Source organism: Allobrachymonas denitrificans DSM 15123 (assembly GCF_900110225.1).
Classification (GTDB): Bacteria; Pseudomonadota; Gammaproteobacteria; order Burkholderiales; family Burkholderiaceae_C; genus Brachymonas; species Brachymonas denitrificans.
The window spans coordinates 132,902-154,778 of sequence record NZ_FOCW01000003.1 but is presented as its reverse complement, the minus strand read 5'-3'; the positions used below and the strand labels follow the sequence as shown (position 1 = coordinate 154,778).

Sequence of the window (21,877 nt, the reverse complement as noted above, 5' to 3'; positions counted from 1 at the left end):
AAGTGCGAGCTGACGGAGGATTGACGGCAATTAAGTGCGCCCGACGCCGTCTGTGGTCTACTTTCGTTGAAGTTTACGGAGTTGTACATGCTGCGCCTTACCACCTATCTGCAGGGTCTGCTGTCCGAGCAGCCTGACCGTTTCGTCCCGGCCCGCAAGCCCAGCGGCCCTGTCGTCATCTGGAACCTGATACGGCGCTGCAACCTCACCTGCCAGCACTGCTACGCCAGCGCCGCCAACAAGGACTTTGCCGGCGAACTGGATACGGCCGAAGTGTTCCGCGTGATGGACGACCTGTACGACAGCGGCGTGCGCGTGCTCATCCTCTCGGGCGGCGAGCCGCTGATGCGGTCGGACATCTTCGAAATCGCCGCGCGCGCCAAGGCCAAGGGCATGTACACCGGCCTGTCGAGCAACGGCACGCTGATCGACGAACACAACGTGGGCCATATCGCCTCGGTGGGTTTCGACTACATCGGCGTCAGCCTGGACGGCATCGGTGCCACGCATGACGCCTTCCGCGGCCTGCCCGGCAGCTTCGAGCAGTCCATGCGCGGCATCCGCCTGTGCCATGCCCACGGCATGAAGGTGGGCGTGCGCTTCACCATGACCGAAGAGAACGCCCACGACCTGCCCGCCCTGCTCAAGCTGGTGGAAGACGAGGACATCGACAAGTTCTACTTCTCGCACCTCAACTACGCCGGCCGCGGCAACGCCAACCGCGAGACCGATGCCCTGCACCAGCGCACGCGCTGGGCCATGGACATGCTGATCGACGCCTGCGCGCAAAGCATTCGCAACGACCGCCCGCGCGAGTTCGTCACCGGCAACAACGATGCCGATGGTGTTTATCTGTTGCAATGGGCGCAACGCAATTTCCCTGATCGGGAAGAACAAGTCAAACAGCTGGAACAGAAACTCTACAGCTGGGGCGGCAACAGCAGCGGCGTCAACGTCGCCAACATCGACAACCGCGGCTACGTGCATCCCGACACCATGTGGTGGAAGATCCGCCTCGGCAACGTGAAGGAGCGCAGCTTTGGCGAGATCTGGCAGGACACCAGCCACCCGCTGATGGCCGGCCTCAAGCAGTCGCCACGCCCGGTCACCGGCCGCTGTGCCAACTGCCAATACCTCACGCTTTGCAACGGCAACACCCGCGTGCGTGCCTGGGAACTGACGGGCGACTACTGGACGGCTGACCCGGCCTGCTACCTGAGCGATGCCGAACTCGGCATCACGCCCGGCAGCTACTCCGAAGAGGAGCACCGCCTGGCCCGCCGCCTGCGCAGCATTCCCATCCAGCCGGTTTCCCTCGACGATCAGGAGGTCGCACCATGCGCTCACGCATGATTTCCCGCACGGCTGGCGCGGCCAGCCCGTTGGCTCGTACCCTGACAACAGCCCTGGTTGGCTTGAGCAGCGTTGCGGGCCTGTCCACGGCGGGCTGCGCACAGGCGGCTCCGGACAACTCCAATACGCAGATGCTGGAGTGGATGCAGCGCGCCCACCAGCCGGCAGGCGGCACGTCCTCCGCCACTTCTGCGGCCAGCACGGCGCCAGCAGCTTCCATCACGAGCAAGGGCTCGGGCAGCACGGCAGGCGCAAGCACTTCCACCGGTACGAAGCCGGCATCCAGCATCCGCACTGCCAGCCCAACGGCTGCGACCAGAACCGCAACACCCCGTCCAGCAGCCCCGCCATCCACAACAACAGGAACGCGCAAGGTGGCCGTAGCCTCCCCCGCGAAATCCACCGTCTCACCAGGCGTACAAGCCACACCGGCCTTGAACAAGCCCGCTGCAGGCGCTGCCCCGGCCGGCACTCAGACCGCCGTCGCCATCCCTGACGCCCGCCTGGCCAAGCTCTACCAGCAGCAATGCGCCACCTGCCACGGCAGCGAACGCCTCGGCGCCATGGGCCCGGCCTTGCTGCCCGAGAGCCTGGAGCGCATCAAGCCGGCCGAAGTGCTGCGTGTCATCCGCCAGGGCCGCCCGGCCACGCAGATGGTGGGCTATGCCGACAAGCTGAGCGAAGCTGAAATCCAGGGTCTTGCACGCTGGGTGCAACAACCCCCTGCAAAGCCGGTCGGCTGGACCGATGCCGAAATGCGCGCCTCGCACCGCGAGTTCGTCAAGCCCGACTACTCCGACAAGGTCAAGCCCGCCTTCAAGGTCAACGACCCACACAACCTGTTCGTGGTGGTGGAAGCCGGTGATCACCACGTCAGCGTGATCGACGGCGACACCTTCACCCCCATCACCCGCTTCGAATCGCACTTCGCGCTGCATGGCGGGCCGAAATTCACGCCGGATGGCCGCTTCGTCTACTTCGCCAGCCGCGATGGCTGGGTCAGCCAGTACGACCTGTACACGCTGAAGAAGGTCGCCGAGATCCGCGTCGGCATCAACACGCGCAACGTGGCCGTCTCGTCCGACGGCAAGTGGGTGCTGGCCGGCAACACGCTGCCGCAGAATCTGGTGCTTCTGGATGCGCAGGGCCTGAAACCGGTACGCACCTACCCGGTGAAAGACCGCGAAGGCAAGTCCTCCCGCGTCTCTGCTGTCTATGACGCTGCCCCACGCAACAGCTTCGTGGTGGCGCTCAAGGATTCGCCGGAGCTGTGGAGCATCTCCTACGATCCCAAGGCCGAACCCTTCTACGCCGGCTTTGTGCATGACTACAAGATGAAGGAAGGCATCCCCACCAAGGGCTTTCTCAACCCGCGCGTCACGCCGCTGCAGATGGTGCTAGACGATTTCTACTTCGATCCCGACTACAAGTACGTGATGGGCGCCTCGCGCGACGGCAAGGCCCAGGTCATTTCGCTGGTCTCGCGCGGCAAGGTGGCCGAGCTGCCCCTGCAAGGCATGCCGCACCTGGGTTCCGGCATCACCTTCAATGCCAATGGCCGCCTCTACATGGCCTCCACCAACCTGAACACGCCCACGATTACCGTGATCGACATGCAGAACTGGAAGGTGGCCAAGGAGATCCCGATTCCCGGCCCCGGCTTCTTCCTGCGCAGCCATGAAGAAACGCCCTACGCCTGGGTCGACTCCATGATGTCGCCCACCGCGAAGGACACCATTTCCATCATCGACAAGCGCACGCTCGAAGTGGTGCGCCAGCTCAGGCTGCGGCCCGGCAAGACCAACGCCCACGTGGAGTTCACGCGCGACGGCCGCTACGCACTGGTCAGCATCATGGAAAATCCCGGCGAATTGATCATCGTGGATGCAAAAACCTTCCAGGAGGTCAAGGCTTTGCCCATGTCCAAGCCGATTGGCAAATACAATGTCTTCAACAAGGTCACGCGATCCGAAGGCACGAGCCACTGAGCGTGAGCGAGATCCACACTCCGTCAGATCAGAGGCATGAGAAAAGAAGTCGACGTCCGCAAGCTGGTTCGCTATCAACCCCTGTTCCAGGAACTTAACGACGCCCAGATCGAAGCTCTCATGCCCGGCATCCGCGAGGTACGGATCGAGAAAGGCCGCGACCTGTTCCACCGCGAAGACCCCTGTGATGGCTTGTGGTTGGTGGTGTATGGCCGCGTCAAGCTGTTCATCACCTCGCCGCAGGGCAACGAGAAGGTAATCGAGATCATGCAGGCCGGCCAGAGCTTTGGCGAAGCCGTCATGTTCCTGCGCCGCCCCTACCCGGTCAGCGCCCATGTGCTCGAAGACAGCATGCTGCTGCATGTGAGCGAATCGGCCATCTCCAACGCCATCGAAACCGACAAGTCCTTCGCGCGCCACTTGCTGGCGGGCCTGTCCATGCGCCTGCATACCTTTGTGCAGGACGTGGAGCGCTACTCCATGGAGAACCCGCTGCAGCGCGTGGCGGGCTATCTGGTGCAGCTCAGCGAAACGCCCGAAGCCGATGCATTCACCGTCAGCCTGCCGGTCAACAAGAACCTGATCGCCTCGCGCCTGAGCCTGGCGCCAGAAACCTTCTCGCGCGTGCTCAACCAGCTCAGCGCTGCGGGTTTCATCGAGGTTGATGGCAAGGACATTACGGTCAACAATCCATCGGGCATGCTGCTGTTTGCCCAGACCTCTGGCAAGACCAAGTCCTGACCACCCTGCCGGATGTGCCCGGCTGGTCCGGGACATCGGGCATTCCAGCCGACAACAACAAGCATATTTCCGGGAGCATCCATGTCAGACAGCAAAGCCACCGAACCGGTCAAGCCGATTGACCTGCGCAAGTTGCCGCCGCCCGAGCCGATGCTGGTGATCATGGATGCCATTGCCGATCCCCTGCCGGCCTGTGGCTACTGGGCCTTCCTGCTGCCGCGCTTTCCGCAGCCGCTGGTTTCCATGCTGAACGACCGCGGGCTGGATTATCGCGTCGAACCCGAGGAAAACTATGACGGCGTGATCATGCGCATCGCGCCGGAGTTTCCCGAAGACGATTAAGTAGCGCAGCGGGGCGCCCCGCCAGACGTTCCCCCGACTATTCCGCCATGCCGCTGCGGTGCTGCGGTGCTGCCGGTGCTGCCGGTGCTGCCGGTGCTGCCGGTGCTGCCGGTGCTGCCGGTGCTGCCGGTGCTGCGTAGCATATCGCGCTGTAGTAGCGCCCACCTGAACGCAGTACCGCCCATGCAAAACGACCGCCCAGGCAGGCGGCCGCATTCTCCCGAAAGCCGCCTCAGGCCGCTTCCACCATCCCCCGTTTCGCCTGCTCGATCAGCGGATACAGGTCTGCATGCAGCGTCACCACGCTGCCGATGATCAGCAGCACTGGAGACACCAGGCCGGAGCCTTGCAGCGCTTCTGCCAGCGCCCCCAGGGTGGTTGTCAGCACCTCCTGTTGCGGCGTGGTGGCACTGGCCACAGCCGCCACCGGCGTATCGGCTGCGTGGCCGTGCGCCATCAGTTCCGCCGCAATGCGCGGCGCCTCGCCCAGCCCCATGTACACCACCAGTGTCGACGCGGGATTGAGGTGACGCACCCACTCCAGATCGTCACAATCCTTCTTGCGGTGTCCGGTCACGAAACTCACCATCTGCGCATGGTCGCGGTGCGTGAGCGGAATGCCGGTGCTGGAGGCCGCGCCCATGGCTGCGGTCACGCCCGGCACCACCTCGCAGGGAATCCCTTCACTGGCCAGCTCCTGCATTTCCTCGCCGCCGCGTCCGAACATGAAAGGGTCGCCCCCCTTGAGACGGACCACGCGCAAGCCCATGCGCGCCTTGTTGACAATCATGCGATTTGTTTCTTCCTGTGGCAGCATGTGTCTGTTTGCGCGTTTGCCTACGCAAATGCATTCGCACCGTTCGGGAATCAAGTCGAGGATCTCTTGCGAAACCAGCAAGTCGTAAAGGACCACGTCTGCCTCGCGCAGCCGCCGTAACGCCCGCAGCGTCAGGAGTTCCGGGTCTCCCGGCCCTGCTCCCACCAGGCTGACCAGCGGCCCGTTTTCGGGCTGTGATGCACCGGCGGCCTCCACTGTGCATGCATTGTTGGTGTTCCTCATGAATGACCATCCTTGTACTGCTGATTTGCGAGGCTCCAGTGTACAAACGGAGCGGCAGGTTTTTGATTGACTGGGGTCAATGCCTGCAGAGCGACGTGAAACTTACATTACATCGTGTTGCAAAGGCACTTTCAGAAAGGATGTGGTATGTCAGCAAGCTTCACCAAGTCGACAGCCCGTAATATTTTTTACGGCGGGTCGACGTTCTTTTTCCTGCTATTCCTGGCACTCACGTTCCAGACCGAACGCAGCTTCCCCCAGTACGACAACCGCGCCGCCATCACCGACCAGGTCGTGCGTGGCAAGAAGATCTGGGAAACCAACAACTGCATTGGCTGCCACACCATGCTTGGTGAGGGCGCCTACTTCGCTCCGGAGCTCGGCAACGTGTACCCGCGCCGTGGTCCCGAGTTCATCAAGGCCTGGATGAAGGCCCAGCCGAGCAAGGTGCCTGGCCGCCGCCAGATGCCGAACTTCCACCTGACCGACGAGCAACTGGATGATCTGGTGGCATTCCTGAAATACAGCTCCGAAATCAAGACCCACAACTGGCCGCCCAACAAGGAAGGCTGATCACCGGTCCGGAACTATTCATCAACGATTGAGGAGAAAACCATGACAAGCGCGACCTTGCCCGTGGATGCCGAAAGACTGGCACCCATCGCGCCGGCTGATGTGGCACCCAGCCCGGCAAAAGTGAAATACGCCTCCCAGGCGGTAGCAAAACCCTACTTCATCGCCGCCATCGGCCTGTTCGTCGGCCAGATCATCTTCGGATTGATCATGGGCGCCCAGTACATCTGGGGCGACTTCCTGTTCCCGGCGATTCCGTTCAACATTGCCCGCATGGTGCACACCAACCTGCTGATCGTGTGGTTGCTGTTCGGCTTCATGGGCGCAGGCTACTACCTGATTCCCGAAGAGTGCGAACGCGAGTTGCACAGCCCGAAACTGGCGCTTGCGCTGTTCTGGATCTTCCTGGTTGCCGGTGCGCTGACCATCGTCGGCTACCTGATGGTGCCCTATTCCACGCTGGCCGAGATGACCGGCAACGATCTGCTGGCCACCATGGGACGGGAGTTTCTGGAACAGCCGCTGATCACCAAGATCGGCATCGTGATCGTGGCCCTGGGCTTCCTGTACAACCTGTCCATGACCATGGCCAAGGGTCGCAAGACCACCATCAGCCTGGTGATGATGATCGGTCTGTGGGGCCTCGCCATCTTCTTCCTGTTCGCGTTCTACAACCCGCACAACCTCGCCCGTGACAAGTTCTACTGGTGGTGGGTGGTGCACCTCTGGGTGGAAGGCGTGTGGGAACTGATCATGGGCGCCATGCTGGCCTTCGTACTGGTGAAAGTCACCGGCGTTGACCGCGAAGTGATCGAAAAGTGGCTGTACCTCATCATCGCCATGACGCTGATCTCCGGCATCATCGGTACCGGCCACCACTACTTCTGGATTGGCACGCCGGGCTTCTGGCAGGTGTGGGGTTCCATCTTCTCCGCCCTGGAGCCGATTCCCTTCTTCATGCTGACGATCTTCGCCTTCAACGTGGTGAACAAGCGCCGCCGCGAACACCCCAACAAGGCTGCCGTGCTGTGGGCACTGGGCTGCGCCGTGATGGGCTTCCTGGGCGCTGGCGTGTGGGGCTTCCTGCACACCCTGTCCTTCGTCAACTACTGGACGCACGGCACGCAGATCACTGCCAGCCACGGTCACATGGCCTTCTACGGAGCCTATGCCATGGTCGTGATGTGCATGATCTCCTACACCATGCCCATCATCCACGGCCGCGAAGCCAACAGCAACCGGTCACAGGTGATGGAAATGTGGGGCTTCTGGCTGATGACCGTCTCCATGGTGTTCATCACCCTGTTCCTGACGGGCGCCGGCATTGTCCAGGTGTGGCTGCAGCGCTATAGCGATACCCCGATGAACTTCATGATGACGCAGGACAAGATCGTGATCTTCTACTACCTGCGCCTGATCTCCGGCTTCACCTTCCTGTTTGGCGTGATCGCCTACGTGTGGAGCTTCTTCATCGGCGCCGACAAACCGAAGTCCGCACTGCGCTGATCTCCGGATTTTCACCCGGCCGCTTTCCGGGGCGGCCTTGGGGCGACGCGGCAACGTCGCCCTTTTTTCTTTCTGCCGAGCCATCCGGCATCTGGAGGCATTGCATGCAGTCCCCTGCAACTTCCACTCCCCCCCAGCCCCCGCATGAACGTCGCGTTCCAGGCGACATGGCCATGTGGGCCTTCATCCTGATCGAACTGACGGTTTTCGGATTCTTCTTCGGCGCCTATGCCTGGTCGCGGGCAAAGCAGCCCGAGGTTTTCGTGCAGGGCCAGGCGCAACTCGACATCGGACTCGCCCTGATCAACACCGTGCTGCTGATTCTGGGCAGTGCTGCCGCTGCCTGGGCGGTCTGGCTGGCACGCCGTCCGCAGGCACAAGCCGGTCAGGTCCGTGTGGCCCTGATGACCGCACTGGCCTTCGGCGCCGGCTTTCTGGTGCTCAAGATGGCCGACTTCGTCATGAAGCTCAATGCCGGCTTCGACATGGCCACCGACGACTACTGGATGTTCTATTTCTCGCTGACCTTCTTCCACTACCTCCACGTCATTCTCGGCATGGTCTTTATCGGCATGGTGTGGGTACGGCTGCGTTCCGTGGCAAGCTGCGGAGACGAGCAGGCCTACTGGGTGGAAACCGTGGCCTCCTACTGGCACATGGTGGATCTGGTCTGGCTGGTGCTGTTCGCACTGGTCTACATCGCCCACTGAGGCGTTCACCCCCGTTTTTCTTGGCTGGCGTCAATGCGACGCAAGCGCATTTCCGGAGATAGTGCACCCATGCGCAGTTTCAGCTTTCCTCCCAGTGTGGCCGTGATCACCGTGATCCTGCTGGCCCTGACAGGACTCGCGGCCTGGCTGGCCGAATCCGGCACCGCCCTGCCCCTCCGCCTCGGCATCGTGGCGCTGGCCATGGCCTGGATCAAGGGCTTTCTGGTGGCCGAGCATTTCATGGAATTGCGCCACGCCCCGCTCTACCTGCGCCTGTTCGTGCAGCTCTGGCTGGCCCTGGCCTGTGGCGGGCTGATGATGGTCTTCTGGTAAGCAGCTGCCGCACCCCCTAACGATTGGAGTACCCCCCTATGAACGCCTTGAACGAGCCCGTGTTCGAAGTCCCCTATTACCAGCCCACCGGCCAGGAGTGCGAGCTGTTCGAGCAGGCCTGGAAACAGCACCTGCCCATGCTGATCAAGGGCCCCACCGGCTGCGGCAAGACGCGCTTCGTGGCCCACATGGCTGCCCGTCTGAAGCTGCCGCTTTTCACCGTCAGCTGCCACGACGACCTGACCGCCGCCGACCTGATCGGCCGTCACCTGATCACCGCCGGCAGCACCGTGTGGTGCGATGGTCCGCTCACGCAAGCCGTGCGCACCGGCGGCATCTGCTATCTGGACGAAGTGGTCGAGGCACGCAAGGACACCACCGTGGTGCTGCACCCGCTCACCGACGACCGCCGCATCCTGCCGATCGAACGCACCGGCGAGGTGCTGCACGCGCCCGACAGCTTCATGCTGGTGGTGTCGTACAACCCCGGTTACCAGCATGTGCTGAAAACACTCAAACCCTCCACGCGCCAGCGTTTCGTCGCCATGTCCTTTGATTTTCCGCCGCCCGAGGTGGAAATCGGCGTGGTGCAGCAGGAAAGCGGCGTGTCTGCCGAAGTGGCACAGCGCCTGGTCGGTCTGGCCACCAGCCTGCGCCGCCTGCAGGGCTATGACCTGGAGGAATCGGTCAGCACGCGCTTGCTGGTCTATGCCGCCAAGCTGATGGCCGCTGGCATGCCGCCACGCATGGCCTGCCTGGCTGCCCTGGTCGAGCCGCTGTCTGACGAGTCCGATACCATCGCCGCGCTGCAATCCATTGTCGACACGCAGTTTCCAGCCTGATTGATCGCCTGAAGGAAGTACGGTCATGGAAGAGAAAGTCGGTAGCTGGTGGGATTCGCTCATCAAGAAGGCCGCCTATCGCGGCTATCCGCAAGCGGCCGTGCGGCTGGACACCATGGAGAAAGTCGCGCCCGTGTTTTTCCGCGCCATGGGCGGGAACCCGGCGCTGGGCCTGCGCAGCACGGTGGGCACCGAGCATCAGGGCAGGCGCTCCCTGCTGGAGCGCATCGCCGGCACCAATGACCGGGTGGAACTGGCCTGGGCCGATGACAAGTCCCTCTTCCTGCCCGAACAGATCGACCTGTTTCCCGACAAGAGCCTGAACCGCAAGCTCTACTTCTGGCTGCTGGCGCTTAGCGCGGAATATGTGCCCGAGTTGAGTGATGCCAAAATGGATTGGTTGCGCACCAACCAGGAAGCCACCCAGCGCTGCCTGGCAGCCATGCCCGGACTGGCTCAGGTATACCAGGAACTGGTGGCCGCCTACATCCCGCTGCGGGGCAGCATGGGCATGATGCCGGCCGCGCAGGCTGTCACCGAAAAGGCCATCCGCGAGGCGCTGGAGCATCCCGGACAGCCGCTGTCTGCCACGGTGAACAGCCTGGAGGGCATCATGCCGGTGCATCTCTGGTCGCATCCCACGCCGCCCTCCATGCCTGCTGTGCGGCGCAAGGACGACGATGACGAAACCGATGCCGAAGCCACGCTGCACAACCAGAAGGAATCCAAGAAGCAGCGCCGCTACCGCGCCAAACAGGCCGAGCAGGACGAGCGCAAGAACGGCCCGCTGATGATCTTCCGCGCCGAATCCATCTTCACCTGGGACAACTTCGTCAAGGTGAACCGGCACGACGACGATGACGAGCTGGGCGACCTGCGCGCCGCCGACGACATGGATGAGCTGGCGATTGCACGCGATACCAAGAAGCGCTCTTCGCGCCTCAAACTGGATCTGGACCTGCCCGCCAACGCCTACGACGACACCCCGCTGGGCCCTGGCATCCTGCTTCCCGAGTGGAACTACAAGACCCAGCAACTGGTGGCGGACCATTGCTGCGTACAGCCCATGCTGCCCAAGAACTCGCACCCGACCGAGCTGCCGGAGCGCCTGCAGCGCAGCGCGCATCGCCTGCGCCGCCAGTTCCAGGCACTGGCACCGCAGCGCAACCGCCGCTTCGGCCAGATCGACGGCATGGACCTGGATCTGGACCGTGTTGTGCGTTTCTTCACCGAAGTGAAATCCGGCAAAGCCGAATCCACCGGCAACTTCTACCTGGACACCCCTCGCAACGAGCGCAGCCTGGCCTGCCTGCTGCTGGCCGATGTGTCCCTCTCAACCGAAGCCTGGGTGGGCAAGGGCCAACAGGCCAGCTCGGTGATCGACGTGGTGAAGGACAGCCTGATGCTGTTTGCCGAGGCGCTGCAGGCCTCCGGCGATGCCTTCGGCCTGTACGGTTTCTCCTCGCTCAAGCGCAAGCAGGTGCGCTACCTGACGCTCAAGGGCTTTGACGAGTCCTACAACGAAGTCACCCGGGGGCGTATTGCGGCGCTGTCCCCGGGCTTTTACACTCGCATGGGCGCGGCCATTCGCCAGTCCACCGAAATCCTGCTCAAGCAGCCCGCACACAAGCGCCTGCTGCTACTGGTAACCGATGGAAAACCAAACGATCTGGACCACTACGAAGGCCGCTACGGCGTGGAAGACACGCGCCAGGCCGTGCTGGAAGCGCGCAAGGCGGGGCTGGTACCCTTCTGCGTGACAATCGACCGCGAGGCCGGAGAGTATCTGCCGCACCTGTTCGGCACGCACCATTACGTGGTGGTGCCGGATGCCACGCGGTTGCCCAAGGTGCTGACGCGCTTGTATTCGACCTTGTCGCAATGATTCAGGCTGGCTGCTTCCGGGTTGCCCTTCCCTGACTTGCGCGTACTGCCTCACACGCGCCCGGTAACGGGAATCGCAGCGCCATGAATGGCGCGGGCAGCGTCGGACGCCAGGAAGGCAATCACGTCCGCCAACGCCTCAGGGGCTACCCAGCGCGATACATCAGCGTCGGGCATGGCGGCGCGATTATCGGGCGTATCGATGATCGAGGGCAGCACGCAGTTGACGTTGACGCCCTGGTCACGCAGTTCGGCCGACATCGCCTCGGTGAGACGGATCAGCGCAGCCTTGGAAGCCCCGTAGGCCCCCATGTCTGCAGCGCCCTTGAGTGCGCCCGCCGCGCCGACAGTCACAACCTTGCCACCGCCCTGCCCGATCAGGTGCGGCACCACGGCGGCGGCAATGTTCAGCAGGCTGCCCGCGTTCAGGCCCAGCAGAAAGTCCCAGGTCCTGGCAGAAGTCTCGTGCACCTTCTCGCCCATGCGAAAGCCTCCTGCCACATGGCACAGGGCGTGGATGCGTCCGACGCGCGCCACTGCGTCTGCCACGCGGGCAGCCACCTGATCACCGTCCAGCAGGTCGACGTCGATCAGAACCGCATCGGCCAGGGTGCCAAAACGGCCATGCAGCACGTCGGCGTCGCGGTCCAGCAGCACCAGGCGTGCGCCACGCTGGTGAAAGGCGGAAGCCACGGCCGCGCCCAGCTGGCCGGAAGCCCCGGTGATCAGAACAGTTTCTCGTTGCGTGCTCATGCCAGAATTCCCTCCCGTTTCTGTGTGTGGTAGCGGCCGGTGCCGCGCGTGAAGACGCGGTCACTGTCCAATACATCGCCCGGCAAATGCTCCCCCGCCTTCGTCACGCGGTCGTAGTAGGGATCGAAGTCGACCTGAGCCAGCGCCAGCAGGTCGTCGATCTTGTCCAGCACGAAGTACGTCTCCTGGAAATCGTCGATGCGATAGAGCGTGCGCATCACGCGCTCGAGCTCGAAGCCGATGCGGTTGGGCGAATGGTCTTCCACCGAAAACACCGTTTCGGCAGACGAGGAGACAATGCCGGCGCCGTAGATGCGCAGTCCCTCGGGCTGGCGTACCAGGCCGAACTCGACCGTGTACCAGTACACGCGTGCCAGCTTGTCGAGCACGCCCCGCTGGTTGGCGCGCAGGCCGCCCTTGCCGTAGGCCTGGATAAATTCGGCGATCACGGGATTCATCAGCAGCGGCACGTGGCCGAACACATCGTGGAAAACGTCGGGCTCTTCCAGATAATCCAGTTCATGCGGCTTGCGGATGAACTGGCCGGACGGGAAACGGCGGTTCGCCAGGTGTTCGAAGAACACGTCGTCAGGAACCAGGCATGGCACGGCCACCACCTGCCAGCCGGTACGCTTGGTCAGCACCTCGGACAGTTGCTCGAAATTGGGGATCTGGTCGGGACCGATGGGCAGGTCCTGCATGCCGCGAATGAATTCGTCGCAGGCGCGCCCCGGCAGCAGCCGGCTCTGACGCTCGTACAGCGTCTTCCAGACTGCGTGCTCCTCGGCGGTGTAGTTTGCCCAGCCCTGGTCGATGGTCCAGTCCGGCCGGTCCGGCTGATAGCCGGCTGCCAGCCCGTGCTTGGCGGATTCATGGGATTGCGATTGCACGGATCTTTCTCCTTACGTTCATGTGTCTTGCCGCGCCTGGGCAAAGTCGTGAAAGACGAACTCGCGCGACAGCGTGCCGCCACGTTCGAAACTCGCCCTCCATGCAGATAGGGGCGCCGGCTGGGCGCCGGCAAGCTTCATGCGGCCTCGCCTTGCATCTGCAGACTCGGCAGCACCGTGCCGCGGCACTCGCCGAAGCCGATGCGGCGTGCGCCTTCGCGTTCGCAGTAAGCCCGCAGGACGATGGTGTCGCCATCCTCCAGAAAGGCACGACGCTCGCCGTTGGACAGCGTGATCGGGTTCTTGCCGCCGGTGGTCATCTCCAGCAGGGAGCCGGCCTGATGCTTCTCTGGGCCGGAAAGCGTGCCGGTGCCGAACAGGTCGCCGGCGCGCAGCGCGCAGCCATTGACCGTGTGGTGGGTGACCAGTTGCGCCACGGTCCAGTAGGCTGCCTCGGAAAAGTTCGAGCGGCTGATGACATCGCCCGCGTGCCCTGCCTGCGCCATGCGCTCGGTCTGAAGCACCACCTCCATCTGGATGCCGATGGCACCACGCTCGCGGTTCTCGGCCGAGTCCAGGTAAGGCAGCGGCCGCACATCGCCCGCCGGCCGCTCAAATGGCAGGCGGAACGGTGCCAGCGCCTCGAGCGTCACCATCCAGGGCGACACGGTGCTGGCAAAGTTCTTCGACAGGAACGGGCCCAGCGGCTGGTATTCCCATCCCTGCACATCGCGCGAACTCCAGTCGTTGAACAGGGTGATGCCAAACACGTGTGCCTCGGCATCCTGCATGCGCACCGGCTCGCCCAGCGCATTGGGTCGGCCCACGAAGATGCCCAGTTCCAGCTCCAGATCCAGCTTGGCGGTTGGTGCCAGAACCGGTTGCGCCGCATCGGGCGCCTTCACCTGGCCCAGCGGCCGGCGAAAGGCGGTGCCGCTGGGCAGCAGCGTCGAGGCACGCCCGTGGTAGCCGATAGGTACCCACTTGTAGTTGGGCAGCAATGGATTCTCGGGCCGGAACTGTCGCCCGACCTCGGTGGCGTGGTGGATGCCAACGTAGAAGTCGGTGTAGTCCCCCACCTCGCACGGCAGGCCCAGCTCCACCGCAGACTGCGCCACCAGGGCCGCCTCGAAGGCTGTGCGCTGGCTGCTGCCCTCGCGCAGTCCGTCAGACAACGCCAGGCGCAAGGCGCGGCGCTCCTGCGGCGTCGCCTGCATCAGCTGGTTCATGTCGGCATGATCCACCAAGCCTGCTGCGCGAAGGTCCAGCACCTGGTCGCCGATCGCGACGCCCAGGCGCCAGGCGGTTTCGCCAGCCAGGCGAAAGCGCCCGAAGGGCAGGTTCTGGATCGGAAAGTCGGAGCACGGGGCATTGGCCGATTCCACCCAGCTGCGCAGCGCCGGATCGTGGGTTGCGTCGAGGTATGCGTTCATGATGACGCCCCTAGTTCCCTGGCGTGCAGGAAGGCAGCATGCTTGGGTGCACGCTTGGTTTTGGACCAGTCTTCCAGCATGTCCCATTTCACCGCGTCCAGCTTCTTGAGCATGGCCTCTTCCTCGGGATCGGGGCACGCCAGTTCGACACGATGGCCGTTGGGATCAAAGAAATAGATCGAGTGGAAGGCGCCATGGTCGGTCACGCCGAGCACGGGCACACCGCGGCCTTCCAGATGCGCCTTGAATTCCAGCAGCTCGGCCCGGTCCTTGACCTTGAAGGCGATGTGCTGCACCCATTCGGGCGTGTTCGGGTCGCGTCCCATCGGCGGCTGCGTGGGCAGTTCGAAAAAGGCCAGGACATTACCGTTGCCGGCGTCCAGGAAGACGTGCATGTACGGATCTGGCGCCTTGGTCGAGGGCACGAGGTCCTCGGCGATGGCCAGTACAAAGTCCATGTTCAGGTTGTCGCGGTACCAGAGCACCGTTTCCCTGGCGTCCTTGCAGCGGTACGCAACATGGTGGATGCGGTCGATTTTCATGGGGTGTGTATCCAGTGACTGAAAGAAATGAAGTGGAGAAGCCGGGTCAATCGGCCTTCTGCGTTTCGATCACTCCACGGTTGACCTGGTCACGCTCCAGCGACTCGAACAAAGCCTTGAAGTTGCCCTCGCCAAAGCCTTCGCGGTAGTTGCCCTTGCGCTCGATGAATTCGAAGAAGACCGGTCCCAGCAGGGGTTCCGAGAAGATCTGCAGCAGCAGGCGCGGGTTGCCGCCTTCCGTCGTGCCATCCAGCAGGATGCCGCGGGCCTGCAACTCGCCCACCGGCTGCCCGTGCCCGGGCAGCCGCTTTTCCAGGTTCTCGTAATAGATGTCGTTGGGCGCAGTCAGCAGCGGAACACCAGCCATCTGCAGCTGGTCAATCGACTCCAGCAGGTTGTCCGTGAGCAAGGCGATGTGCTGGATGCCCTCGCCGTTGAATTTCATCAGGAACTCCTCGATCTGCCCGCCGCCCTGCTTCGCCTCTTCGTTGAGCGGAATGCGGATCAACCCGTCGGGTGCAGTCATGGCCTTGCTGGTCAGACCGGTGTATTCACCCTGGATGTCGAAATAGCGGATCTCCTGGAAATTGAACAGCTTGCCGTAGAAGTCCGCCCAGTAGGCCATGCGGCCGCGGTAGACGTTGTGCGTGAGATGGTCCACGACCTGGAAACCATGTCCCTTGGGATGACGGTCCACGCCGGGCAGAAACTCGAAGTCGATGTCGTAAATGGACTTGCCGTCCTCGTAGCGGTCGATCAGGTACAGAGGCGCACCGCCAATGCCCTTGATGGCCGGCAGGCGCAGCTCCATCGGGCCGGTGGGAATGTCGACCGGCTGTGCACCCAGCTCGAGCGCACGCTGATAGGCCTTGTGGGCATCCTTCACGCGGAAAGCCAGGCCGCAGGCCGAGGGGCCGTGCTCGGCCGCGAAATAGGCAGCCTGCCCCGGCTCGTTGTTCACGATGAAATTGATGCCGCCCTGGCGGTACAGCTGCACATTCTTGGAACGGTGGCGCGCCACATGGGTAAAGCCCAGTTTTTCGAACAGCGGCTCCAGCACGCCGGGAACGGGCGAGGCGAACTCGACAAATTCGAAGCCCGTCAGGCCCATGGGGTTGTCGAACAGATCAGACATGGCTGTATCTCCTGCAAAAAAGTGGAATGGATGTGGGGCCGAGGCCTTATCGGCTCGCAGTCGTGTCCAGCGCCTGCACTTCGATCTCCACGCCAACGCCAAAGGCCAACTGCGCCTGCACCAGGCTGCGCACCGGGTACCGTCCTTCCTTGAAATAGCTGCGGTAAACCTCGTTGAAAGCGGCGAAGTGGGCCAGGTCGCTGAGCCAGACGTTGACCTTGACCACCTCGTCCAGCGAGCTGCCGAGCCCCTGCAAGGTGTTCGCGATGCTCTTCAGGACAGCGTGCGTCTGCTCCTCGATGGAACCGGTGTGCGGGCGCTTCGCGTCGTCGAAGGGAATCTGGCCCGACAGCATCAGAAAGCCGCCAGCGCGAACGGCGGAAGAGAACGGCATGCCGCCGGGAGCGGGATAGAAAGTGGGAACAGAAGTCATGGAGTGGTCTCGGAAAATCAGAAAAGGATGGGAATAAGGTGAACAGCCGGGGGTATCCATGGGGACACCCCCGGCTACAGACAGTGCGTCAGGTAGTGGCGGGCACTGCCGCTGCCGCCGGCTGGCGGAAGGTCACGCGGAAAGCCACATAGACCACCAGCAGCCACACCGGAATGGCAATGGCCGAACTGCGGATGGCCGGCGTCAGGGCCATCACCACCACCACCAGAGCCATGGCGGCCAGGCAGATGTAGTTGGACATCGGGGAGCAAAGCGCACGGAACGTCAGCTTGGCGCCGCGGGCCTCATAGGCCTTGCGAAAACGCAGATGCGTCAGGATGATGATGGTCCAGGTGATGACCAGCGCTGCCACAACCAGCGACATCAGCAGCCCGATCACACCGGCCGGAGCCACGTAGTTCAGCACGATGCACAGCGCCGTGATGATGCCCGGGTAGACGATGGCACGCACCGGCACGCCGCGCTTGTTCACCTGCATCAGCGCCCTGGGTGCATTGCCCTCCTGCGCCATGCCGTACAGCAGACGGCTGCTGCTGTAGACCATGCTGTTGTAGACCGACAGCGTGGCCGTCAGGATCACGAAGTTCAGCACATTGGCCGCCATGTTGGCGCCCAGGCCGGAGAACACCAGCACGAAGGGACTGCTGCTGTAGATGTCTCCTCCTGCCTGCATGTGCGTCAGCAGCTCGGTCCAGGGCTTGAGCGACAGCAGCACCGCCAGCGAGCCGACGTAGAAGATCAGCACGCGGAAGATGAGCTGGTTGATGGCCTTCGGAATCACCTTGCGGGGATTCTCTGTCTCGGCAGCGGCGAAGCCCAGCATCTCGACACCACCAAAGGCGAACATGACGAAAGCAAACGCCATCGCAACCCCCTGGATACCATGAGGCAGGAAACCGCCGTGCGACCAGAGGTTGCTGACCGTCTGCGTGGGGTTCGAGCCGGAAGACAGCATGTAAATGCCCGCCAGAATCATGCCGAGCACGGCCACGATCTTGATGAGTGCGAACCAGAACTCAAACTCGCCGAACACCTTCACGTTGATGAAGTTCACCCCGTTGATCGCGACGAACAGCACGGAGACGATGATCCAGGTGGGAATGTCAGGCCACCAGAACTGGATGAACTTGGCGCTGGCCGTGAGTTCGACCATGCCAACCAGCACGTAAAGCGCCACGCAGTTCCAGCCCGAGAGAAATCCCGCGAATCTGGAGAGGTAGCTGTTGGCGAAATGGCTGAACGAGCCGGCGGAAGACTCCTCGACCAGCATTTCGCCGAGAAAGCGCATGATCAGGAAGATGATTGCGCCGCCAAGGGCATAGCCCAACAGCACGCCAGGCCCGGCCAGTTCGATGACGCCTGCCGAGCCGAGAAACAGGCCCGTGCCGATGGTGCCACCCAGCGCGATCATCTGGATGTGGCGGTTCTTGAGCCTGCGCTCTAGATGTCCTGAAGAAGAAGGTATCACCGGATTGTCTCCTCGAATGTCTATGTGGTGGTGGGGAATCAAGTAGGCGCAAGGCGCCGTGTGTCAGGAATTCATTGCTCTGCGCGGCCGCGCCACATGTCCCAGGCCAGCGTGAGGCCCACGCCGATGTCGCGCAGCGGGCGCGGCGGGATGTAGTTGGCGGTGCCCTCGACCAGGAAGTCGTCGATCAGCGGGTTGTCACGGCCCAGCGCCAGGTCGGCAATCAGCATGCCGGCAGCGGTGTGGCGCACAATGCCCGAGCCATTGCAGCAGGAAGCCGCAAACGCGTTCTCGCCGATGGGCCCGAAGGCCGGCGCATGGTTTTGCGATACGGCCAGCCATCCCATCCAGAAATGCTCCAGCTGTATCTCGCCGAGTTGAGGAAAGCGCCGGCGCAGCAACTCCAGATTCATGGCCCTGGCCTTGGCACGGCGCTCTTCGTTGGTGTTCAGGCTGGGCGAATATTCAAAGCCCTGGCGGATCATCAGCCGGCGGTCCTGGGTCAGCCGCAGCGTCGAACCCGCAACGCCGTGGGCAGGCGTCACCCCCCAGGTCACGTCGCTGCCCAAGCTGGCGATCTGTGCGTCGGACAGCGGGTGGGTCAGGCTGGCGAACAGCAACACCGGCACCTGGCGCTCCCCGTACACGCCGAACGATTGCGAAAAGGCATTCACGGCCAGGATCAGCTTGCGGGCGCGAATACTTCCCTTGGCAGTGCGCACATAGGGCGAAGCGCCCTTGAACTCGGTCTCGATGACCGGCGATCTCTCGAACAGCTGCACCTGCGACGGAAGACTGTCCGCCAGGCCACGCACCAGCGCGGCAGGATTCAGCAGGTGCGTGCCAGGGGTATAAACGGCTGCTGCGTAATAGTCGGTACCCAGACGGTCGCGCAGCGCGGCACGCTCCAGGTATTCGTAGGACTCGCCCCAGGCGTCCAGATTGCGCGCATACGGCGCAAGCGACTGGGCCGCCACGTCGTCGGTCACGGCCACGTGGTAGCGGCCACGCTTGTTCCAGTCGCAGGCGATGCCGTGCTCGGCCACCAAGCGGTCCAGCGCGTCGACTGCAAAGCGGTTGACACGAATCACGCTGCGGCCCTTCTCGACGGCTGCGTCGGAAGGGGAAGAGCTGTGCGGCAAGTCAATGGCGAAGCCGGAATTGCGACCCGACGCGTTTTCTCCGACCACGCCCGCTTCCACCACCGCTATGGTGGCGTCCGGCTGCTGCAAGGCGAGCTGGCGGGCAGCGGCAAGCCCGGCGTACCCTGCGCCGACAATGACCCAGTCAACATCCAGGTCACCTTGCAGCGAGGGTCGTGGCTGGCGCGGGCCTGCCAGGGCACTCCATCCGTTGGTGCGATCATCATTGGGCAGATCCGTGATACTGCGCGGCATCTTTGTCATCTCCTTGCCCCGAACACAGCGGAGCGTGGCCGCAACTGTAAACAACAATAATTTATTATTGTTTTATTGATTTCACGCATTGACAAGATCCGTTAGATGTGCCTGCGAATAAACGCACACACTTGAACTCCGGCCCAGCGCCTTGCCGTAGACCCCATTCAGGGCACCACTCGCCTGTCACGCTGCCATCGGGCAAGCAGTCGAAAAATCGGGAGTGTTTCCCGTTGTTTTTGCAATAGACTCAATGCATGACCGTGCCCGCAAGACAACGGCGTGTGCGCACGCCACAGAACGAACGCGTGGAGGCGACGCAGCGCAAGATCATCGATTCCGCTCTGCACCTTCTGCGCGAGCAAGGATTCAAGAGCGCTACGCTGCAGGCGATCGCCCGTGGCGCCGAGGTTTCCTTGGGCGCCTTGCAACATCACTTCGAAAGCCGTGACGTGCTGATGGAGCGGCTGGTCGATGAAGTGATGGCACCGTTGGGCGACCAGGGCAGCGTCTGGCCCGACAAGGCCCTGCCCTTGCGCGAGCGGGCCGATCAGTTCGTCAACCGGGCCTGGGGCAACATCTTCGGCAGTGCCAATTACGTGGCTGCGTGGAGCCTGTTCTTTGGCTGCAAGTCCGCATCAACGCTGTTCGAGAACATCGACGAACGCAGGGGTGATGTCGACCGCACGTTCAACGCCCGCTTTCTCGATGCGTTCCCCGAACTGGAGAAGACGCACCCCGATCCCCAGGGTTTTGCCATGCTGGTCTTCTCCAGCCTGCGGGGCGCCGGCGTACTGGAACTGTTCAGCGTGGATCCGGCAGAACACCGGGGCAGCATGCAGGCGCTGGCCAATGTCATCGTCCACGCCTGCGGCGGCGCGGACGCTGCCTGAGCCATCACCATCCGTTTTACCCACCAGAGACGGTTTGCCTGCACTGCAGGCCCCCGGCTCCAGTCAGTCCTTTTCAGCGCGAAAGCGTTTGACGAATCTTGCTTTCCAGCTCCATGGTGGCCGTCAACAGGGTGCCAAAGGGCTGCTTCTTGCCACTAGGCAGCCACATGGAGCGCAGCCGCGCCTGCAGCGCATGCACACGCTTGAGCAAGGCCAGCAGCTCAGCCCGGCTGCGCGCATGGCTCAGTTCCGCCTCCAGCTCCAGCAGGTCGTGATAGCGGTCACTTTCGAGCGCCGAGTAATACAGGCTGCGGTTGTTGGGCAGGCTCTTGATGATCGGGAACAGCAACCCCACCAGCGCCAGCAGGCCCAGCCACGCCGAATCGATCAGGGTCGCCAGCCAGTACGGCAGGTAGTTCCAGGCCATGGGCAGGCCATTGTCGTAATAGCGGCGCGCGACCTTGCCATGCTCCAGCCCGTCCTTGGCCAGTGCCGGAAAATCCTCCGCTTCGGTGAACGGATCCAGCTCATCCCCTGCCAGCCGCTGGCTGATGTCCAGCAGAAGGTATTTGGTGGCGCTGTGCAGCTCCGGCCGCACCACCAGCGTCATGGTACTGGCAGCCATGTGCACATCCTGCGCCGGCAAGGGCGGCTCCAGCGCCGCAGAGCCCGCCTGCATGACGACGGGATGCTCATTGGGATCCAGCCTGGCGTAGCCTTCCATGTTGGCAAATTTCCACAGCTGCACCGCCGGGTCGCGCAGCAAGGCCTGCACGTGGCCGGACTGATAGCTGGTCGAGAGGAAGGCTGCATCCACGGCGCCCGACTGCATCGCCTGCAGCATGTCTGCGTTGCTCAGCTCCAGCGTCTGGAGCGAGCTGCGGATTTCAGGAGAAAGATGCGCCAGCAGGCGCGACACCATGCGGTGCGTACCGCTCCCCGGCGTACCGATGGCCACCCGCTTGCCCTGCAGGGCTGTCCCGAGCGTCGTTCCGGGCGTGACCGTGGCGCGATGGAACAGCCAGAGCGGCTGATAGGCGACGCTGCCCAGACTCTCCACCTCCTTCACAACGGGAAGCCCCGCCTGGGAAAAGCCCAGATCAGCCTTGCCTTCGCTGACCAGGCCGAGATTGTCCGGCGCCCCTCGCGAGTCCACATACTCCACCTGGATGCCCTCCTTCGCCAGTTCCGCTGCATAGCGCTCGGCCATGGCAGCGATACCGGAATTGGGCTGTCCCTTGGCGATGCGGAGGGTGTCTGGTGGCAGGGGGAGAACAAGATAGGCCAGCACGGCCAGCGCGGCGAGCAGCAGCAGCCATGTGGTCCACTCCCGCCGCAGCATCCAGGCCGTAGCCATGACTTCGTGGCGCATGGCGTTTCGAACGTAGCGGCCTACGCGGGGGTTTTCTTGGCTGGGATGGTTTTCTGCGCTCATATACCCTCATGTGTGCCGTCGAGATCCCTGAACTGCCAATGACTGGCAACCTCCTCAACAGGCCGATCTGCTGCTACGCGTTGGGAAATGCAGAAATAGTACACGTTACAAGACGTGTATTCACCATGCAAGGCCTGGGCAAAAC

General features: G+C 63.0%; 21 protein-coding genes. 11 read left to right on the top strand and 10 right to left on the bottom strand.

What is annotated here, in order from left to right; translation table 11 throughout:
* Nucleotides 1-87: 87 nt before the first annotated feature.
* The 4 genes from nirJ to BMW28_RS08435 all read left to right on the top strand — a co-directional run bounded on the left by nirJ (nucleotide 88) and on the right by BMW28_RS08435 (nucleotide 4,424).
* The gene (gene nirJ, locus BMW28_RS08450) at nucleotides 88-1,353 is read left to right on the top strand and encodes a heme d1 biosynthesis radical SAM protein NirJ (RefSeq protein WP_091816567.1); all 1,266 of its coding nucleotides are present in this window, start codon (nucleotides 88-90) and stop codon (nucleotides 1,351-1,353) included.
* Nucleotides 1,338-3,341 (top strand): cytochrome D1 domain-containing protein, encoded by a 2,004-nt coding sequence (locus BMW28_RS08445; RefSeq protein ID WP_327020815.1) that lies wholly within the window; start codon nucleotides 1,338-1,340, stop codon nucleotides 3,339-3,341. The genes nirJ and BMW28_RS08445 overlap by 16 nt, the downstream gene beginning before the upstream one ends.
* Before the next feature lie 36 nt (nucleotides 3,342-3,377).
* On the top strand, nucleotides 3,378-4,082 hold the full coding sequence (locus BMW28_RS08440; protein ID WP_091816564.1) for a Crp/Fnr family transcriptional regulator: 705 nt from the start codon (nucleotides 3,378-3,380) through the stop codon (nucleotides 4,080-4,082).
* Between the two features lie 81 nt (nucleotides 4,083-4,163).
* Nucleotides 4,164-4,424, top strand: a complete 261-nt coding sequence (locus BMW28_RS08435) for a sulfurtransferase TusA family protein (protein WP_091816562.1) — start codon at nucleotides 4,164-4,166, stop codon at nucleotides 4,422-4,424.
* A 232-nt stretch (nucleotides 4,425-4,656) separates the two neighbouring features.
* Here BMW28_RS08435 and cobA read toward each other — a convergent pair whose 3' ends face one another.
* Nucleotides 4,657-5,484, bottom strand: a complete 828-nt coding sequence (cobA, locus tag BMW28_RS08430; RefSeq protein ID WP_200785764.1) for a uroporphyrinogen-III C-methyltransferase — start codon at nucleotides 5,482-5,484, stop codon at nucleotides 4,657-4,659.
* Nucleotides 5,485-5,631: 147 nt separating this feature from the next.
* On the opposite strand from cobA, the gene BMW28_RS08425 reads away from it, so the two are divergent.
* The 6 genes from BMW28_RS08425 (at nucleotide 5,632) to BMW28_RS08400 (ending at nucleotide 11,333) form a co-directional block, all read left to right on the top strand.
* Nucleotides 5,632-6,057 (top strand): c-type cytochrome, encoded by a 426-nt coding sequence (locus BMW28_RS08425; RefSeq protein ID WP_091816559.1) that lies wholly within the window; start codon nucleotides 5,632-5,634, stop codon nucleotides 6,055-6,057.
* Between the two features lie 42 nt (nucleotides 6,058-6,099).
* Nucleotides 6,100-7,563, top strand: a complete 1,464-nt coding sequence (locus BMW28_RS08420) for a cbb3-type cytochrome c oxidase subunit I (protein ID WP_200785763.1) — start codon at nucleotides 6,100-6,102, stop codon at nucleotides 7,561-7,563.
* A 104-nt stretch (nucleotides 7,564-7,667) separates the two neighbouring features.
* Entirely contained in the window at nucleotides 7,668-8,273 is a 606-nt protein-coding gene (locus BMW28_RS08415) for a cytochrome c oxidase subunit 3 (RefSeq protein ID WP_091816558.1), read from the top strand.
* Nucleotides 8,274-8,342: 69 nt separating this feature from the next.
* On the top strand, nucleotides 8,343-8,606 hold the full coding sequence (locus BMW28_RS08410; RefSeq protein WP_091816556.1) for a cytochrome C oxidase subunit IV family protein: 264 nt from the start codon (nucleotides 8,343-8,345) through the stop codon (nucleotides 8,604-8,606).
* A gap of 38 nt (nucleotides 8,607-8,644) precedes the next feature.
* The gene (locus BMW28_RS08405) at nucleotides 8,645-9,448 is read left to right on the top strand and encodes a CbbQ/NirQ/NorQ/GpvN family protein (RefSeq protein ID WP_091816555.1); all 804 of its coding nucleotides are present in this window, start codon (nucleotides 8,645-8,647) and stop codon (nucleotides 9,446-9,448) included.
* Between the two features lie 25 nt (nucleotides 9,449-9,473).
* A complete protein-coding gene (locus tag BMW28_RS08400) occupies nucleotides 9,474-11,333 on the top strand; it encodes a nitric oxide reductase activation protein NorD (RefSeq protein ID WP_091816553.1) in 1,860 nt (619 codons plus the stop codon).
* 50 nt (nucleotides 11,334-11,383) lie between these two features.
* Here BMW28_RS08400 and BMW28_RS08395 read toward each other — a convergent pair whose 3' ends face one another.
* The 8 genes from BMW28_RS08395 to BMW28_RS08360 form a co-directional block, all read right to left on the bottom strand.
* Nucleotides 11,384-12,085, bottom strand: a complete 702-nt coding sequence (locus BMW28_RS08395) for an SDR family oxidoreductase (RefSeq protein ID WP_091816551.1) — start codon at nucleotides 12,083-12,085, stop codon at nucleotides 11,384-11,386.
* Nucleotides 12,082-12,975: a phenylalanine 4-monooxygenase gene (gene phhA / locus BMW28_RS08390; RefSeq protein WP_091816548.1), complete on the bottom strand. Its 894-nt coding sequence runs from the start codon at nucleotides 12,973-12,975 to the stop codon at nucleotides 12,082-12,084. The genes BMW28_RS08395 and phhA overlap by 4 nt, the downstream gene beginning before the upstream one ends.
* A gap of 137 nt (nucleotides 12,976-13,112) precedes the next feature.
* Nucleotides 13,113-14,408, bottom strand: a complete 1,296-nt coding sequence (gene fahA, locus BMW28_RS08385; protein ID WP_091816545.1) for a fumarylacetoacetase — start codon at nucleotides 14,406-14,408, stop codon at nucleotides 13,113-13,115.
* Nucleotides 14,405-14,950 carry a VOC family protein gene (locus tag BMW28_RS08380; protein ID WP_091816543.1) on the bottom strand — a complete coding sequence of 182 codons (546 nt, stop codon included), beginning with the start codon at nucleotides 14,948-14,950 and terminating at the stop codon, nucleotides 14,405-14,407. The genes fahA and BMW28_RS08380 overlap by 4 nt, the downstream gene beginning before the upstream one ends.
* A 46-nt stretch (nucleotides 14,951-14,996) precedes the next feature.
* Entirely contained in the window at nucleotides 14,997-16,085 is a 1,089-nt protein-coding gene (gene hppD / locus BMW28_RS08375) for a 4-hydroxyphenylpyruvate dioxygenase (RefSeq protein WP_091816540.1), read from the bottom strand.
* A 46-nt stretch (nucleotides 16,086-16,131) separates the two neighbouring features.
* Nucleotides 16,132-16,518, bottom strand: coding sequence for a RidA family protein (locus BMW28_RS08370; RefSeq protein WP_091816537.1), 387 nt, complete (start codon nucleotides 16,516-16,518; stop codon nucleotides 16,132-16,134).
* A gap of 88 nt (nucleotides 16,519-16,606) precedes the next feature.
* Nucleotides 16,607-17,950 carry an amino acid permease gene (locus tag BMW28_RS08365; RefSeq protein WP_091816534.1) on the bottom strand — a complete coding sequence of 448 codons (1,344 nt, stop codon included), beginning with the start codon at nucleotides 17,948-17,950 and terminating at the stop codon, nucleotides 16,607-16,609.
* A 128-nt stretch (nucleotides 17,951-18,078) separates the two neighbouring features.
* Nucleotides 18,079-19,404: an NAD(P)/FAD-dependent oxidoreductase gene (locus BMW28_RS08360; RefSeq protein ID WP_091816632.1), complete on the bottom strand. Its 1,326-nt coding sequence runs from the start codon at nucleotides 19,402-19,404 to the stop codon at nucleotides 18,079-18,081.
* Nucleotides 19,405-19,661: 257 nt separating this feature from the next.
* On the opposite strand from BMW28_RS08360, the gene BMW28_RS08355 reads away from it, so the two are divergent.
* Nucleotides 19,662-20,297 carry a TetR/AcrR family transcriptional regulator gene (locus BMW28_RS08355; protein WP_091816531.1) on the top strand — a complete coding sequence of 212 codons (636 nt, stop codon included), beginning with the start codon at nucleotides 19,662-19,664 and terminating at the stop codon, nucleotides 20,295-20,297.
* A 73-nt stretch (nucleotides 20,298-20,370) separates the two neighbouring features.
* Here BMW28_RS08355 and BMW28_RS08350 read toward each other — a convergent pair whose 3' ends face one another.
* A complete protein-coding gene (locus BMW28_RS08350; protein ID WP_159430736.1) occupies nucleotides 20,371-21,669 on the bottom strand; it encodes a TAXI family TRAP transporter solute-binding subunit in 1,299 nt (432 codons plus the stop codon).
* Between the last annotated feature and the right edge of the window lie 208 nt (nucleotides 21,670-21,877).

What these genes read in the sequence shown, in the direction of transcription:
- nirJ (WP_091816567.1), top strand. Translation starts at nt 88, where the DNA reads ATGCTGCGCCTTACCACCTATCTGCAGGGTCTGCTGTCCGAGCAGCCT.
- BMW28_RS08445 (WP_327020815.1), top strand. Translation starts at nt 1,338, where the DNA reads ATGCGCTCACGCATGATTTCCCGCACGGCTGGCGCGGCCAGCCCGTTG.
- BMW28_RS08440 (WP_091816564.1), top strand. Translation starts at nt 3,378, where the DNA reads ATGAGAAAAGAAGTCGACGTCCGCAAGCTGGTTCGCTATCAACCCCTG.
- BMW28_RS08435 (WP_091816562.1), top strand. Translation starts at nt 4,164, where the DNA reads ATGTCAGACAGCAAAGCCACCGAACCGGTCAAGCCGATTGACCTGCGC.
- cobA (WP_200785764.1), bottom strand. Translation starts at nt 5,484, where the DNA reads ATGAGGAACACCAACAATGCATGCACAGTGGAGGCCGCCGGTGCATCA.
- BMW28_RS08425 (WP_091816559.1), top strand. Translation starts at nt 5,632, where the DNA reads ATGTCAGCAAGCTTCACCAAGTCGACAGCCCGTAATATTTTTTACGGC.
- BMW28_RS08420 (WP_200785763.1), top strand. Translation starts at nt 6,100, where the DNA reads ATGACAAGCGCGACCTTGCCCGTGGATGCCGAAAGACTGGCACCCATC.
- BMW28_RS08415 (WP_091816558.1), top strand. Translation starts at nt 7,668, where the DNA reads ATGCAGTCCCCTGCAACTTCCACTCCCCCCCAGCCCCCGCATGAACGT.
- BMW28_RS08410 (WP_091816556.1), top strand. Translation starts at nt 8,343, where the DNA reads ATGCGCAGTTTCAGCTTTCCTCCCAGTGTGGCCGTGATCACCGTGATC.
- BMW28_RS08405 (WP_091816555.1), top strand. Translation starts at nt 8,645, where the DNA reads ATGAACGCCTTGAACGAGCCCGTGTTCGAAGTCCCCTATTACCAGCCC.
- BMW28_RS08400 (WP_091816553.1), top strand. Translation starts at nt 9,474, where the DNA reads ATGGAAGAGAAAGTCGGTAGCTGGTGGGATTCGCTCATCAAGAAGGCC.
- BMW28_RS08395 (WP_091816551.1), bottom strand. Translation starts at nt 12,085, where the DNA reads ATGAGCACGCAACGAGAAACTGTTCTGATCACCGGGGCTTCCGGCCAG.
- fahA (WP_091816545.1), bottom strand. Translation starts at nt 14,408, where the DNA reads ATGAACGCATACCTCGACGCAACCCACGATCCGGCGCTGCGCAGCTGG.
- BMW28_RS08380 (WP_091816543.1), bottom strand. Translation starts at nt 14,950, where the DNA reads ATGAAAATCGACCGCATCCACCATGTTGCGTACCGCTGCAAGGACGCC.
- hppD (WP_091816540.1), bottom strand. Translation starts at nt 16,085, where the DNA reads ATGTCTGATCTGTTCGACAACCCCATGGGCCTGACGGGCTTCGAATTT.
- BMW28_RS08370 (WP_091816537.1), bottom strand. Translation starts at nt 16,518, where the DNA reads ATGACTTCTGTTCCCACTTTCTATCCCGCTCCCGGCGGCATGCCGTTC.
- BMW28_RS08365 (WP_091816534.1), bottom strand. Translation starts at nt 17,950, where the DNA reads ATGATCGCGCTGGGTGGCACCATCGGCACGGGCCTGTTTCTCGGCTCG.
- BMW28_RS08360 (WP_091816632.1), bottom strand. Translation starts at nt 19,404, where the DNA reads ATGCCGCGCAGTATCACGGATCTGCCCAATGATGATCGCACCAACGGA.
- BMW28_RS08355 (WP_091816531.1), top strand. Translation starts at nt 19,662, where the DNA reads ATGACCGTGCCCGCAAGACAACGGCGTGTGCGCACGCCACAGAACGAA.
- BMW28_RS08350 (WP_159430736.1), bottom strand. Translation starts at nt 21,669, where the DNA reads ATGCGCCACGAAGTCATGGCTACGGCCTGGATGCTGCGGCGGGAGTGG.